Source organism: Pseudomonas aegrilactucae, assembly GCF_019168305.1.
Lineage (GTDB): Bacteria > Pseudomonadota > Gammaproteobacteria > Pseudomonadales > Pseudomonadaceae > Aquipseudomonas > Aquipseudomonas aegrilactucae.
On sequence record NZ_JAHTBI010000085.1, the window covers coordinates 40,438 to 54,851 of the forward strand.

The window sequence follows — 14,414 nt, forward strand, 5'->3', positions numbered from 1 at the left end:
ACCTTTAACGTAAAAACCCACCCACCCCGTAAACTAGTAACCGTGATACTGATCCATCCACACTTCAAAATCCTTCGGCGCCAATGGCTTTGACAGAAGATAGCCTTGCACCACATGGTAACCCTGGTCTTTAAGAATCTGATATTGCCCTTGTTCCTCCACACCTTCAGCCACCACCCTCAACTGCAGGCTGTCGCCAATATGAAGAACCGCATCACTCAGCGCACGACTTGTCTCATCGACCTCAAGGTCCATCACAAAGCTACGGTCCAGCTTTAGCTCATGAATCGGCAGCTTTCGCAAATAGCTCAAACTTGAGTACCCGGTCCCAAAATCGTCCATCGCCAACTTGACACCTTGCGCATGAATTTCATGCAACACCTTCGTCGTGTTTGGATTGGTGTCAAGCAGCACACTTTCCGTCAACTCAAGCGTCAGATCACCCGCAATCAGACTATGCTGATCAAGTGTCCTCATGATCATTCCGCCGAGGTCAAGATTATGAAAATTGCTCGGTGACAGGTTGACGGAAATAGACGGAATCCCTAGTCCCTTTTTACGCCATACGGCCAATTGTCGGCAGGCCTCCTGAATAGCCCAATTGCCGAGTTGACCAATCAAGCCGCACTCTTCCGCCAAGGGGATGAAACGTGCCGGTGAGACCTCTCCAAATTTAGGATGTGTCCAACGTGCCAACGCCTCGACGCCATAGAGTTTCCCATCATCCATATTGACCTGTGGTTGATAGCTGAGCGTCAGTTCACGGTTCTCGATCGCATGCCGCAACGCACCTTCCAGTGCCTGGCGCTCTTGTGCCAGTTGATTCAACTCGTAGCTGAAAAAACTGAAGCGTCCGCGCCCTCCGCCTTTTGCCTGGTACATGGCCATGTCCGCTCGGTGTACCAGCGTTCCCATATCATGACCGTCTTGCGGGTATACACTGATCCCGATACTTGCCGAGGGTGACACCAGAGAACCGGCTATTTGACACACTTCAGAAATAGAAAGCCTTATTTCCTCGACCACCTCTGTCACGCATTCATTGTCACAGTTCGGCAGCACTACAACAAACTCATCACCCGATAGCCTTCCGACAATATCCGCCGGCCTACGATGTGAACGCAGACGCTCAGCAACCACTTTCAGCAACTCATCGCCCGCCGGATGCCCCAACGAGTCGTTGACTTGTTTGAAACGATCCAAATCAATGAACAATACGGCCATTGCGCTCTTTGTACGCCTTGCCTCTGTCAGCGCATGGTCGGCCTTGGCATGCAGCAGGCTACGATTAGGAAGCCCCGTCAAACTATCGTAGAACGCAAGCTGCCTGATGTTTTCCTGATTGACCTCTCTTTCCATTGCAAGCACACACAGCGGGATAACCACATCAACCAACTGTTGGTGCAGGGCGGAAGGCATACGCTTGTCATTATAGTAAAACGTGAGAACACCTATAGAGGCTCCCCTGGCACTTTTTATCGGAATCGACCAGCAACTTTTCAGCCCCCGCCTCAGCAGGTGATCACACACACCCGCCCAACAAGTATCCGTCTCGATATCGCCACACACCACCGGCTCACCCAGCAAGGCAGCAGCGCTGGACGCCCCTGTGCAATCGCTTACCAACCTGCCCTCTATTAAATGTGCATACACCTCGGATAAAGTTGACGCGCAGAGTGGATGCATACGTCCATCTTCATCAACTTGAATGACCGTTGCCATGACCTCTGGTGCTATGCGCTCTACCTCCTTGCACACAAGGTCCATAACCGCTTCCAACGGCATTTCGCGAACCATCGCATCCAGAATACAAAACTGCAATACCTCATGAATCTTCGAATTCGTTATGTCCGCAAGCACCGTCACCGTATTGGCAAGCTCTCCATTACCCGAAAGGACTGGACTAATAGCGACATTGCACCACATGCGCTCACCACTTTTAGCCTGCGTCAACTCCTCGATTCTCACCGAATGCCCGCTACACAGCCGTTCATATATCAGACCGACACTCACCTCAGGCACATGCGGCGATAGCAGGGCAACAGGTCGTGAATTTTCAACTTCACTGAACGCATAGCCAAAAACTCTTTCAAACCCCCCATTTACATAGATAATCCTCCCACTGCCATCCGTTATAACTATCGCATTGTCCGTCTGATCGGCCACCAACGACAATAATTTAATTCGCCTCTGCTCTCTACGGTAGACAGTTACATCCTTTACAAAAGCGGTAAATAGAACCTGCCCTTCACTCTCAACCCGAGAAATAGACATCGCCCCCCAGCGATGACTGCCATCCTTTCTATGAATAGGTACATCCCGCGTGGCACCCACCATTTTATTGACGCCGGCACGCCGACTCGAAGAAACATACTCATCATGCTTTTCTCGCATGCTTTCTGGAACCAGCACACTGACATCTTGCCCGATCACCTCCTCCCTGCTGATCCCCCACAACCCTTCTGCTGCACGATTAAAAAGAACCACACAGTTCTGGGTATCAATCACAACAACACCGTCTACAGCTTGCTCAAGCGTTTGTATAAAAATAGCAGAGAGATTTTTGGCAATGGGCATTGATTCTAATCCGAAAGACCAAGCTGTCGCGCACAGCGCCACTACGCTGAACATGGCAAAGACCGTGCTGCACTCAAATACGAAAGTGACTGACCATTGTCTGCAACTGGTTACCCAGGCGCGCCAACTCCACACTGGAAGCCGCCGTTTCGTCACTCGCCTCAGCCGTCTGCTCAGACACGTCACGCACGTTGAGAATACTGCGGCTGATTTCTTCCGCTACTGCGCTCTGCTGCTCCGCGGCTGCCGCAATCTGCAGATTCATCGATTGGATGTTAGATACGGCACTGGTGATGCTTCCCAGCGAAGTCTCGACCTTGCGAGTTGACGCCACGCTGCTTTCGGTCAGGTCGCGACTCCGCTGCAGGATGCTAGCCACCTCCTGCGTACCCTTCTGCAGGCTGTCGATCAGGACTTCGATCTCTTCCGTGGATGTCTGTGTTCGCTGGGCCAACCCGCGAACCTCGTCAGCCACTACCGCAAATCCGCGCCCAGCTTCACCTGCGCGGGCTGCTTCGATCGCCGCGTTGAGGGCCAGCAGGTTCGTCTGCTCCGCCACGGCCTTGATGACATCCATCACACTGCCGATCTTGTCACTCTCCTGCTGCAAGTGGCTCATCGATTCAGTGGAGCGATTCACCTCGTCGGCCAATCGTGAGATCTGCGTGATCGCCTCCACCACCACACGGTCCCCCTCTCTTGCTTCGGCATCAGCCAGCGTAGCCGCCTGGGAGGCACTTTCTGCGTTGCGGGCGACCTCCTGCACAGTGGCAGACATCTCATGCATCGCAGTGGCGACCTGGTCGGTCTCCACCTTCTGGCTGTTGACCCCTGCGCTCGTCTGCTCGGTCACCGCCGACAGTTGCTCGGCAGCGCTGGCAATCTGGGTGACACCGTCGCGAATACCACCAATCAGGTTACGCAGCGTGCTGCCCATATTCTGGATGCCTTGTTGCAACTCACCCATTTCATCTCGGCGAGTCACCTGCGCGGTATGGCTCAAGTCACCAGAAGCGATACGCTCGACCACCCCCAGTGTTTCACGCAAGGGGCCGGTGATCTGCCGAGTGATCACCCAGGCGGCGAACGTCCCGACAAGTAATGCCAACAGTGCAGCGACAAGCTGCAGGACACGGGCGGAACCACTCTCCTCATCCAGACTCACCAACTGATTCTGCAGTAACTGATCATTGATCTTGATCATCTCGGTGCCGAGGGTCTCCAGCGCTTCCCGGGCCTGGGCATTGGCATCGTTGGCTACTCTGAAATCATCGACTGCGGCCTGGTAAGCTGTAGCAGCGTCCAGAATCTGCCTGATATCAGACGCATGATGGGGGTCCAACACCCCCGACAACGCCTTGAAGCTCACCACCGCCTGCTGGATTCGGCTCACCATCGCGCGTTCATTTTCTGCAGTGCTGTCGGTTGTGTAACCACGCACGTCATAACGCGCGAGCAGTATTGCGTGCTTGGCTCGCACGATCGCCTGATAGCGTTCGAACTTGCGCTCATCATGTGCATCCAGGCCCTGAGTCTCTGCCTCCAATTTCGCCACGGCGGTCATGATTTTTTCCGCCTGCACCCGCATGTCACCACGATCCGCAGTTGCTGCCGTGTAAGCCTCACGAACCTTGTGCAGCATCTGAGCGTACACGCGCAGCATCTCGCCCTGTTTTCTCAGCAGGACCGCATTGGCTGGCAGTGTAAAAACGGCAGCCGCTTCTGCATACTCGCGCTCATAGAGCTCATAGGCCTTTTGCATGTGTTCAGCGAGGCGCTCATCCCCTCTGGACACCATGTAATTCAGGCGCGTGATGCGTAAATTGGTCATCGCATTGTCGAGTTGCTGGATGTCGTCCATGCGGTCGGTGCGATAGAGCACGCTGCTCAAACTTTGCCAGCCCGTGAATGCCATGACCAACGTGAGTAGCAATACCACGCCAAACCCGAGCGCCAACTTCCATGTTACCGCCATGTTGCTGAACCACCTGCTCATTGAAGCTCCTCTTCACGCGCAATCGCACGCCCTGTGCCGATCAAGATGAAACGTTTCAGCTTTTATCGACAAAGCGCCCGTGTGATGGCGTCTTGAATCCGTAATGTTTACTGCGCCCGTTATTGGCCGCCAGTGGAATGGCAATTGGACGCTGGGCGGTGGCGCGCGCGTAGCGCACCCGCCCCTCTGTAGTGCACGCAAGGCCCACGCGTAGCCTGTCGCCGCTTGCGGCGATAAGTGCCGCTATGTGCTAAACCGTGATCGGTAAACCTTGGCCCGCCAGCCCCCCCCCCGACGCGTGCATGGGGAACGGCCTATGCCCGCGAGCCCGTCCAGAGCGAATTATGGCATACAATGGTAACGTTAACATTACGATATCAAGACACACCACACGCTCTGAGCAGGGACATCGTGGTTCGAATCAAAGCGGCTGATGGGCACCCATTGTTCCAGGGACAGGGTAAGCCTGCTCGACGCTCAGTCGCGATTCAACAGGACTTGCGCTCAACCAGCGGACAGGCAAGCGCGTGAACAGTGGGCTCGTCCCTGCCTTCGATGACATGTAGCGCCGCGCAACGCCCCATCGCGTAATGCGGCAGTTGCACGGTGCTCAACGGGGGATAGAACAACTCGGCAATGCCGATCATGTTGTCGTAGCCAAGTACCGCGATGTCATCTGGTATGCACAGGCCACGACTAAGCAGGTACTGATAGGCGACCAAGGCAATACGATCGTTACCGCAAACAAGAAGATCGAACGCCGGCTTGCCGCTCGAACCCTGCAGATACTGTTCCAGCACAACCAGTGTCTCCTGGTACGCATCATGGGTGGAAAGGTCATACTGCAGGACAGTGTCTGCGCCTATCCCAACGTCTGTCAGTGCACGAACCAGCCCACGCTGTCGCGGCCCCCATGCCAGGCTGCTTCGGGGCAGGTTGATACACAACGGCCGCCGGTAGCCTTTTTTCAGCGCCTGCCGGGCAGCGTGATACATACCTTGCGCATCGTCGGGTATGTAGCAGGCAACACCGGGCTCTGAACTCACGCAGTTGCTGAGCACCAGGGGTAGGCTGCGCAGTAACGGGGGGATTTCGACTGTGCGCAACTGCATGGCGCTGAAAATAATCCCGTCGGGCTGATGCGACAGCATCAAGTCGACGGATTGCTGACTTGGCGGCGTTTCGAACACGTTGAGGATAAAAACGTTCCAGCCGTGCTCTCGCGCCGTACGCTCCACTGAAAGGAGCATTTCGACGGCAAACGGGGTTGTGGCCGTATCGAACGCGAAGACGCCAATGGTCTTGCCACTGGAATGCCCACCGCGGATCTTGCGGGCTGACAGGCTGGGCACATAACCCAGGGCCTCGACCGCCTGACGAACTTTAATCAAGGTTTCAGGGTTCAGTTTGCCCGGGGTATTGAGCGCCCTGGACACGGTCATGCAGGACACGCCAGCCAGCCGTGCAACATCTTTCACTGAAGCCATTCGCGGGAGCCTCTGCCTGTCTGGCCGCGCATCATGTCATGCTTGTCAAAAACCTCGCAACACGACGCCCGGCAGCAGACATGCGCACATGCATCAGGCTGCCCGCCGGCATCGATCCAGACCTGGCGCCCGTGCGCCTGACCGCGTCAGCACACTCAGTCGCCCAACGCAGTGCCTTCACGGCGGGGGTCAGCACCGGCGACCCATCCGTCACCCTCTCGGGCAATCACCTGGGTGCCGCTCGTCATCTCAACAGGGGTCACCTCATGGCCTCGGTCCTCGAGCTGCCGAACAAGCTCGGCACTGACCAGGCCGGCCTCGACCTCGGTGCCGACGTTACGGCTGCCGAAGTTGGGCAGGTTGATGGCCTCTTGCGCATCGAGGTCCCAATCCAGCATGCCGATCAATACCTTGTTCACATAGGTGATGATCTGCGAGCCGCCTGGCGAGCCTAGCGTGGCGACCAGCCGGCCACTGTCCTTGTCGAACACCAGGGTCGGCGCCATCGAGGAGCGAGGTCGCTTGCCGGGCTCGATACGGTTGGCTACCGGCTTGCCGTCCTCGCTCGGGATGAATGAGAAATCGGTCAACTGGTTGTTCAGAAGGAAGCCGTTGACCATGATGTGCGCGCCAAATGCGGCCTCCACCGAGGTCGTCATGGATATCGCCCCGCCCAGGTCGTCCACAGCGGCGACCTGGGAGGTGGAGATCCGCAGCGCAGAGCGATCAGGTGCCAACACGGTGTTCATGCCAGGGGGCACACCCGCCGCAGCCACGCCCATGCTCTTGTCACCGATCAATGCTGCGCGCTCAGCGAGGTAGCGTTTGTGGGTGAGCCCCCAGACATTGACGGGCACATAGTCACTGTCTGCCAGATACAGTGCACGGTCGGCATACGCCAGGCGCTCGGCCTCGGCGAGCAGGTGAACCGCCTGAGCCGCCGGCTCGATGCCGGCGCCACTGTCACGTGTGCCAGGCAGCATGTGCGCCAGATCGTTTGCCGGCGCCTTGCGCTGCAAGGCTTCAAGGATCCCCAACGTCTGCAGCACGGCCACACCACCTGATGAAGGTGGCGGCATGCCGCACACGTTCCATTGCTTGTAGGTGCCGCAGACGGGGGCTCGCTCCTTGGCCTGGTACCCACTGATATCGCTCAGCGACAGCGTGCCTGGGTTGGGGTGAGCATTGACCTTCTCGACCATCGACCGGGCAACCGCGCCGTGATAGAACGCGTGCGCGCCTTGCGTGGCGATCGACGCCAGTGTCTGCGCCAGCGCGGGATTTTTCAGAACAGTGCCCACGGGTAGCGGCTGCCCGGCGGCTGTCAGGAAGTACTTCGCCAGGTCCGGTGACTGGGCGATGAATGTATCCGCCGCGATTTGCGCGTGAAGCCGCCTGGACACGGCAAACCCCTCCTGGGCCAGCGTGATCGCGGGCTGGAACAGATCACGCCAGGGCAATCTGCCGTGCTGTTCATGGGCCATCTCCAATGCCCGCAGTACACCCGGCACCCCCACCGAACGGCCGCCGATCTGTGCCTGGGCGAAGGCCATGGGCGTACCATCGGGTTTCAGGAACGTACGGCTGTGCGCACCGCTCGGGGCCGTCTCGCGCCCGTCGAAGGCCTGAACCCGCTTCCCATCCCAATACAGGATGAATGCCCCACCGCCGATACCGCTGGCCTGAGGTTCGACCAGCGTCAGCACGGCTTGCATGGCGATCGCTGCGTCGATTGCCGAGCCGCCCCTGCGCAGCATCTGTTGACCCGCCGCCGTCGCGAGGGGATTGGCGGCGGCTGCCATGTGCCGCTGGGCGTGCACCGGCACCATGCCCGAGCGGTATCCGGAGGCTATTTCCGGCGCTGGCGGCAACGCTGCGCGCGTAGGCTGCGATGGCGTTTGAGTACCGCATCCGGCGACAAGCGCGCACAGCGCTGCAAGCCCAACCCGTTGCACCAGGTATTTTTTTTTCCGTGAGATCGCTCAAGACCAACTCCCTATCCCTGCGTTAGCGATTCGCCAGTTTGGCAGCCCTGGCGAGTATCCACGCTTTTCGCCGCCCACGACATTGCGCTGGCAGACAGGATGCAGGCGGTACCTGACGACGGCAACCGTCGTACGGGCAATGTTGGCGTAGTCCTTGAGCCTGGCACGGCTCTCCTCAAGCAGGCGTTCGCGCGTCTGGGCCACGTCCTGTACCCGAGCGTATGAATGCGTGGACGCACGGGCGACGCGCACACCTGCACGCCGCCTCCAGCGGCCTACCAGAGGGCGATGTCGTACGTCAGGTACAGGCGGTTGCTGTCTCGGCCGCGGGAGAAGTCGGAGCGGTACACATAGTTGCGCAGTTTTACCCCAAGCCCCTTGAAGGTGCCCGATTGCACCACGTAGGCAAGCTCCGCATCGCGCTCCCATTCATTGACCGCGCTCTGGGACTTGCCGTCGCTGCCGCTCAGGTAACGGGTGGAAAACGTCAGGCCCGGCACGCCAACCCTGGCAAAGTCGTAGCCATACCCGAGCATCCAGGTTTTTTCGTCTTCTTCGATGAACTTGCCAATGCCCACGTTACTGAAGGAATACACCGTCGCGCCGCTGATGTACGGCAGGCCTGCATCACCGCTGAGGGTCTGATAACCCGCGTTGAAGGTGTGCCCCGGCAGCGCATACGACAGCAGGCCGCTGAGCATGTGGTTGTCGACCTTGCCGCCGTAGGCAGAGCCGCTGTCGACACTGTTGAAGTAGCGAAGATCGCTGGTCAGTACCCCTGCCCCCAACGGCAGGTCGTGCTGGATACCGGCGAAGTGCTGACGGTAGAAGTTCTCCAGCTCGCCGTAGAAGTAGCTCAGGCGCACGCGTTTGCCCAGCGTGTAATCGGCCCCGGCATAATTGAAGTCGCCGCTCTTGTCACCGCCGTAGCCATCGGGCACCAGGGGCACGCTGTCGCTGGAGTCACGCAGCTTGAAGCGGTCCAGGTGGCCGCCGGTGAAGGTCAGGTTGTCGATGTCGGCGCTGGTGACCTGCGCGCCCTGATAGGTTTGCGGCAACAGGCGCGCGTCGTTGTAGATCAGCACCGGGGTCTTGGGCAGCAAGGTGCCGTACTTGAGCGTGGTCTTGGCCAGCCGCGCCTTGGCCGTCACGCCGGCGCTGGCGAACTCATCGGCGGCGCGCCCATCGTCGTGCACCGGCAGCAGGCCGGTGCCGCTGCGACCACGGCCGGAGTCGAGCTTGACGCCCAGCAAGCCCATGGCATCGACACCGAAACCGACAGTACCGGGGGTGAAGCCGGACTGGTAGTCGAGCAGAAAGCCCTGCGCCCACTCGCTCCGTTCGCTCTTGGCGTTGCGCGCAGCACGGGCGCTCATGCCGTGTTCGTCACGAAAGTTTTCATTGAAGTAGACATTGCGCAGCTGCAGCTTGAGCTTGCTGTCATCCACAAAGCCTTCTGCGCTGGCAGTGGCCAGGGGCAACAAGACGAACAGGGGCAGCACGGCCCCGCGGGTCAGCAAAGTGTTCATGGCAGGTAACTCGTTGTTGTTATTGGGGACGCAACTGCCCACCCCTCGGGCTGAGGGGGGGCCAGCATGGAACAGGTGCAGGGGTTCAAACGAACAGGCTGATCGCCCCGGTGAGCAAGGCCAGTGCGGTTATCACCAGCGAGGTGAGTACCGCCCACTTGACCGTGGCCCGCTGGAAGTCACCGATATCGCGGTCGACCATGCCCACCAGCAACAGCGTGGAGGCCACCAGTGGGCTCATCAGGTGTACGGGCTGGCCGAGAATCGAAGCCCGTGCGATTTCCAGCGGGTCGATGCCGTAGGCTGCGGCGGCGTTGGCCAGGATCGGCACCACACCGAAGTAGTAGGCATCGTTGGACAGCACGAAGGTCAGCGGCATGCTGGTGATCGCCACCACCAGCGGGAACAGGTGCCCCCACGACGGCGGAATCCACTCCACCAGGGTCTGCGCCATGGCATCGACCATCCTGGTGCCGGAGAAGATACCGGCGAAGATCCCCGCGGCGAACACCAGCAGTACCACGGTCATGGCATTGCCCGAGTGGGCGAGGATGCGCTCTTTCTGAATGTCCAGTTGCGGGTAGTTGATCATCAGTGCAATGACGAAGCCGATCAGGAACAGGATGGCCGAATGCATCAGGCCCATCACCAGTGCAACCATCACTGCGATCACCAGCAGCAGGTTGATGTAGGCAAGCTTTGGACGCTTGTGCGGCGTGTCTTCCAGGATCGCCTTGATGTAGCAGTCGCCACCGCCGCTTTTCAGCTGGATATTGCCAATGCGCTTGCGCTCGGCGCGGCCCAGCAGGAATGCGGTGAACACTACCCACAGTGCGCCGCCGATCATGGTCGGCAGCAGCGCTACGAAGTACTCGCCGGCGTCCAGGCCCAGGGCTGCGATGGCACGTGTGGCCGGCCGCCCCAGGGGGTCATGCCGCTCATGATGCTGAGCGACAGCATGGCGATGGTGGCCAGAATCATCGGGTTCATGCCGATGCGCTTGTACAGCGGCAGCATGGCCGCGCAGGTGATCATGTAGGTGGTGGTGCCATCACCGTCCAGGGCCACCACCAGCGACAGCAGCGCGGTGCCGATGGCGATCTTGATCGGGTCGCCGTTGACCCGCTTGAGGATCTTGCGGATCAGCGGGTCGAACAGCCCGGCGTCGATCATCAGGCCGAAGAACAGGATGGCGAACAGCAGCAGCGCTGCCGAGGGAGCGACCATTTTCAGGCCATCGAGCATCATCTTGCCGGTGGTGCCGCCGAAGCCGCCGATGATCGCGAACACGATCGGCACCAGCGTCAGGGCCACAATCGGTGAAAGACGCTTGGTCATGATCAGGTAGGTGAAGGCCACCACCATGGCGAGGCCGAGTAGAGCGAGCATAGGTTGATTCTCTTGTTGTTATTGGCAGCTTGGTCGACGCTCGGGCGCACGACCTCCTGAGCGCTGGGCGTTCCGATTGACGGTGCCCGGCGCTGACGTTCACGCAGCAGGTAAGTAAGGCGGTCTAGACGTGTCTGGGCGCAGGCGGCACGCCCCAGGCCTCATCAGCGGTACTCGCAGCGCCAGGCGTTGCCGGTGACGATGGTGCAGAACACGACCGGTGCAATCATCATCTTGATCAGCTTGATGAACGCATCACCCAGCGGCTTCAAGGCAACCGCCTGCTGTGCCCAGGCGTGCCCAACCAGCACACCCGGCACTACCGCGCAGACCATTTGGAAGTAGAGCGACTTAACAACTTTCATGGCATCACCCATTTTTAGAATTGTGCTGATGCAGCCACCGCATGGCCTCGGCTAGCTGGCCAGACGTTGCGAATCAGGCGCATAGACCACGCCTGAAAACAGCCGGCGAGCGGTGCGCACCACAGAGGCGCGAATCGTCTCGCCGTTGGCCCCGGTGTAGGCCAGCACCACATCGATACTGCCGCTGGGGTGTTCGATGCGTACGTTTTTCAAACGGGGTGCGGCGCTGTCACCCAGCAAGTGGGCCACGATGCTGCCGGCCGAGACACAAGCGGTGGCCAACCCGATGGAGCCGGTGATGGCCAAGGCCCGGTGGCAGTTGTGCGGCATGAAATAGCGCACCGACACGGTACCGCCGACGAACGGCCTGGACACCAGCACCGGTTTTGGAATCACCTTGTTGCTCACATCACCCAGGCCCATCGCCAGGCCCGCCTGCAGGCGCAGGCTTTCCAGACGGTCGAGAAAGTCGCTGTCGCTGTCCAGTTCTGCCGGCGTCTCATCGCCGCGCTTGCCCAACTGGCTGGCGTCAATCAGTACCATCGGCATCGCCATGTCGATGCAGGTCACCGGGATGCCAGCGATCACATCCTGGGGCTGCCCGGTGGGGAAAAGCTTGCCGGTCTTGCTGCCCGCCGCGTCAAGGAAGGTCAGTTGCACCGGGGCAGCCGTGCCAGGCACGCCGTCGATGGCCGTATCGCCTTCGTAGCTGACTACGCCGCCGGGCGTTTGCACATCCGAATTCACGAACGTACCGGTATTGAGGTTGCGAATGCGTACCTGGGTGACATTGCCCCTGGCCTTGACCAGGCCTTGCTCGATGGCGAAGGGGCCAACCGCACACAGCATGTTGCCGCAGTTGGGGGCAGTATCGACGCGCCGCTCGGCCACCATCACCTGAACGAACAGGTAGTCGACATCGGCCTCGGCATGCAACGAGGGGCTGACGATCGCAACCTTGCTGGTCTGCGGGCTGCCGCCACCGATACCGTCGATCTCCAGCTCATGGCCGGAGCCCATCAGGTTGAGCAGCAGTTCGTCGCGTTCCTCGATACCCACCGGCAGGTCCCAGGCCAGGAAGACCGGGCCCTTGGAGGTACCACCACGCATCAACACACAAGGCACTCGTTGCATGACTACTAACTCTTGCTAATCAATCGGGTTGTTTGATGTTCTGGAAGCAAGAGTGTCAGGGAACTTCGGTCGAGTAAAATGCAAAGATCGGAGCGATTATTGCGATTTGCGCATGATTAAACTAAGGTACGGCGTGCTCTCGAGATGACGTTGCGACCAAGGTGAAATCATGGAATACGAGCTTCAGGACATCCGATCTTTCGTTAAAATCGCCGAACTGGGCAGTTTCCATGAAGCGGCAGACGCCCTGCACCTGTCGCAGCCAGCCCTCAGCCGGCGCATCAAGAAGCTTGAGGAGGGCCTGGGCACTGCCCTGCTTGACCGCACTACGCGCAAGGTCAGCCTGACCAGCGTGGGGCGCGACTTCCTGCCCAAGGCGCGGCGGCTGCTGGATGACTTTGACGACTCGATCCTGAACATTCGCGAGCTTGCCGAGCGTCAGGTGGGCCAGGTCACCCTCGCCTGCATCCCCACGGCGGCGTTCTACTTTCTGCCGTCGGTGATCCGCCTGTACAACGAGCGCTACCCCAAGATCCGCATCCGGCTGCTCGACCTCAGTGCCAACGAAGGCCTGGAAGCCGTACTGCGCGGTGAGGCGGATTTCGGCATCAACATGATGAGTGGCCAGCACCCGGACATCGAGTTCGTGCCGCTGGTCAACGAACCCTTCGTGCTGGCCTGCCGTCGCGACCACGAACTGGCCAGCCGCACCGCGATCACCTGGTCCGAACTCAGTGACTATCGGCTGATCGGCGTGGGGCGCCTGAGCGGCAACCGCATGCTGCTGGACCACGCGCTATCGGGGCTGAGCTGGCGCCCGCAGTGGTTCTACGAGGTGCAGCATCTGTCGACCTCACTGGGGATGGTCGAGGCTGGCCTTGGCGTGTCGGCAATGCCGAGCCTGGCCATGCCGGGGGCCGATCACCCCACGCTGGTGAGCATTCCACTGAGTGATCCGGTGGTCAACCGCACGCTGGGCCTGGTGTACCGTCGCGGCGCTTCGCTGTCGCCGGCAGCAGAAAAATTCGTCTCGATCCTGCTTGAGCAGTGGCCGCAGTAACGTCAGCAACCGGAGGTCGTAGTGGAACTCAGACAACTGCGTTATGTCGTGACCATCGGCGCACCTGGTTGAAATGCTGTCCGGACACCTGGCAGGCCCGTTGAGCGCTCGCCAGCTGGACCTGGCGATCCTGTTCCAGCGCGACACCAGCAAGCGCTGGACGGTAACGCCGCTGCTCGATGAGCCCTGCACGCAGCAGTGACAGGGCAGCAGGCCTTCAGCAAAACTGAACACCCCCTCGCGCAACGCCCCTGTCGCCCCCCCTGGAGCACAGCCTATCGTCCTCTGCCCGTGAGGAGCCCCTTGCAACGCGGCATGACCATCGGCTAAGAAGACTCACCTTGGGGTGGGGGAACGGACGCCCAACATTTCAACGGCAACCATTTTACAGACCACTTTGGATAAGGCTTAATGCCCACCTCGTTCGCTGGGCCCCGGCCATGATTTCATCCTTCCGCACACAGCTCTGGTGGCTGGCATGCTTTGCAGTGTTGTTCAACCTGCTCGCCATGCCGCTTGACCGTGCCTTGCGTGTGCCCAGCTTCGATAGCCAGTCATTGCTGCTGGGCAGTTTCTGCAGCCTGCACACTGTCCCCGCGGCCGTAGTGAAGCAACTGTACGCCGACCTCGACCTGCCAGAAGACAGCGCACCGCAGCACAGCAAGCAGCCCTCCGGTGATTGTTGCTGCGGACATGCCGGCCAGGCGTTCGTGCCCGGCCACTACGCCAAGCAACTGTTCCCCCGCTATTGGTCCGAGGCTCTGCTGCTCGGCCATGCCCATGTGCTGCCCCTGCCCCGCCAGCAATGGCCTGACCTGAGCCCGCGCGCACCGCCCCTGAGCTGAAGCTGTCGTTGACACCTTTGTGGGCCGCTGTGCGGCCCGAGCCTATT

8 protein-coding genes and 4 pseudogenes are annotated in these 14,414 nt (G+C 59.8%); 3 read left to right on the forward strand and 9 right to left on the reverse strand.

Annotated features, from left to right (window positions below):
• Positions 1-33 precede the first annotated feature (33 nt).
• From KUO17_RS21545 to KUO17_RS21580, 9 genes and pseudogenes are all read right to left on the reverse strand, one after another.
• Entirely contained in the window at positions 34-2,631 is a 2,598-nt protein-coding gene (locus KUO17_RS21545; RefSeq protein WP_255263720.1) for an EAL domain-containing protein, read from the reverse strand.
• Between the two features lie 19 nt (positions 2,632-2,650).
• Entirely contained in the window at positions 2,651-3,514 is an 864-nt protein-coding gene (locus KUO17_RS27315; protein WP_425274887.1) for a methyl-accepting chemotaxis protein, read from the reverse strand.
• A pseudogene (locus KUO17_RS27320) lies at positions 3,509-4,573 on the reverse strand (methyl-accepting chemotaxis protein); the annotation flags it as partial. The pseudogene KUO17_RS27320 and the gene KUO17_RS27315, both read right to left, overlap by 6 nt.
• 488 nt (positions 4,574-5,061) lie before the next feature.
• Complete coding sequence (locus KUO17_RS21555; protein ID WP_217977546.1) at positions 5,062-6,060, reverse strand: LacI family DNA-binding transcriptional regulator; 999 nt, start codon at positions 6,058-6,060, stop codon at positions 5,062-5,064.
• A gap of 155 nt (positions 6,061-6,215) precedes the next feature.
• Positions 6,216-7,889, reverse strand: coding sequence for a gamma-glutamyltransferase (gene ggt, locus KUO17_RS21560; protein ID WP_217977548.1), 1,674 nt, complete (start codon positions 7,887-7,889; stop codon positions 6,216-6,218).
• 431 nt (positions 7,890-8,320) lie between these two features.
• Positions 8,321-9,574 (reverse strand): OprD family porin, encoded by a 1,254-nt coding sequence (locus tag KUO17_RS21565; protein WP_217977550.1) that lies wholly within the window; start codon positions 9,572-9,574, stop codon positions 8,321-8,323.
• 85 nt (positions 9,575-9,659) lie between these two features.
• Positions 9,660-10,963, reverse strand: a pseudogene (locus tag KUO17_RS21570) (CitMHS family transporter).
• 167 nt (positions 10,964-11,130) lie between these two features.
• Positions 11,131-11,340: pseudogene (locus KUO17_RS21575) on the reverse strand (cation:dicarboxylate symporter family transporter); the annotation flags it as partial.
• Between the two features lie 39 nt (positions 11,341-11,379).
• The gene (locus KUO17_RS21580; RefSeq protein ID WP_217977551.1) at positions 11,380-12,462 is read right to left on the reverse strand and encodes a 4-oxalomesaconate tautomerase; all 1,083 of its coding nucleotides are present in this window, start codon (positions 12,460-12,462) and stop codon (positions 11,380-11,382) included.
• 169 nt (positions 12,463-12,631) lie between these two features.
• Between KUO17_RS21580 and KUO17_RS21585 the strand changes: the two genes are divergently transcribed.
• From KUO17_RS21585 to KUO17_RS21595, 3 genes and pseudogenes are all read left to right on the forward strand, one after another.
• Positions 12,632-13,522, forward strand: a complete 891-nt coding sequence (locus tag KUO17_RS21585; protein WP_217977554.1) for a LysR family transcriptional regulator — start codon at positions 12,632-12,634, stop codon at positions 13,520-13,522.
• Positions 13,523-13,583: 61 nt separating this feature from the next.
• A pseudogene (locus KUO17_RS21590) lies at positions 13,584-13,706 on the forward strand (LysR family transcriptional regulator); the annotation flags it as partial.
• A gap of 256 nt (positions 13,707-13,962) precedes the next feature.
• The gene (locus tag KUO17_RS21595) at positions 13,963-14,367 is read left to right on the forward strand and encodes a DUF2946 family protein (RefSeq protein WP_217977556.1); all 405 of its coding nucleotides are present in this window, start codon (positions 13,963-13,965) and stop codon (positions 14,365-14,367) included.
• Positions 14,368-14,414: the final 47 nt, after the last annotated feature.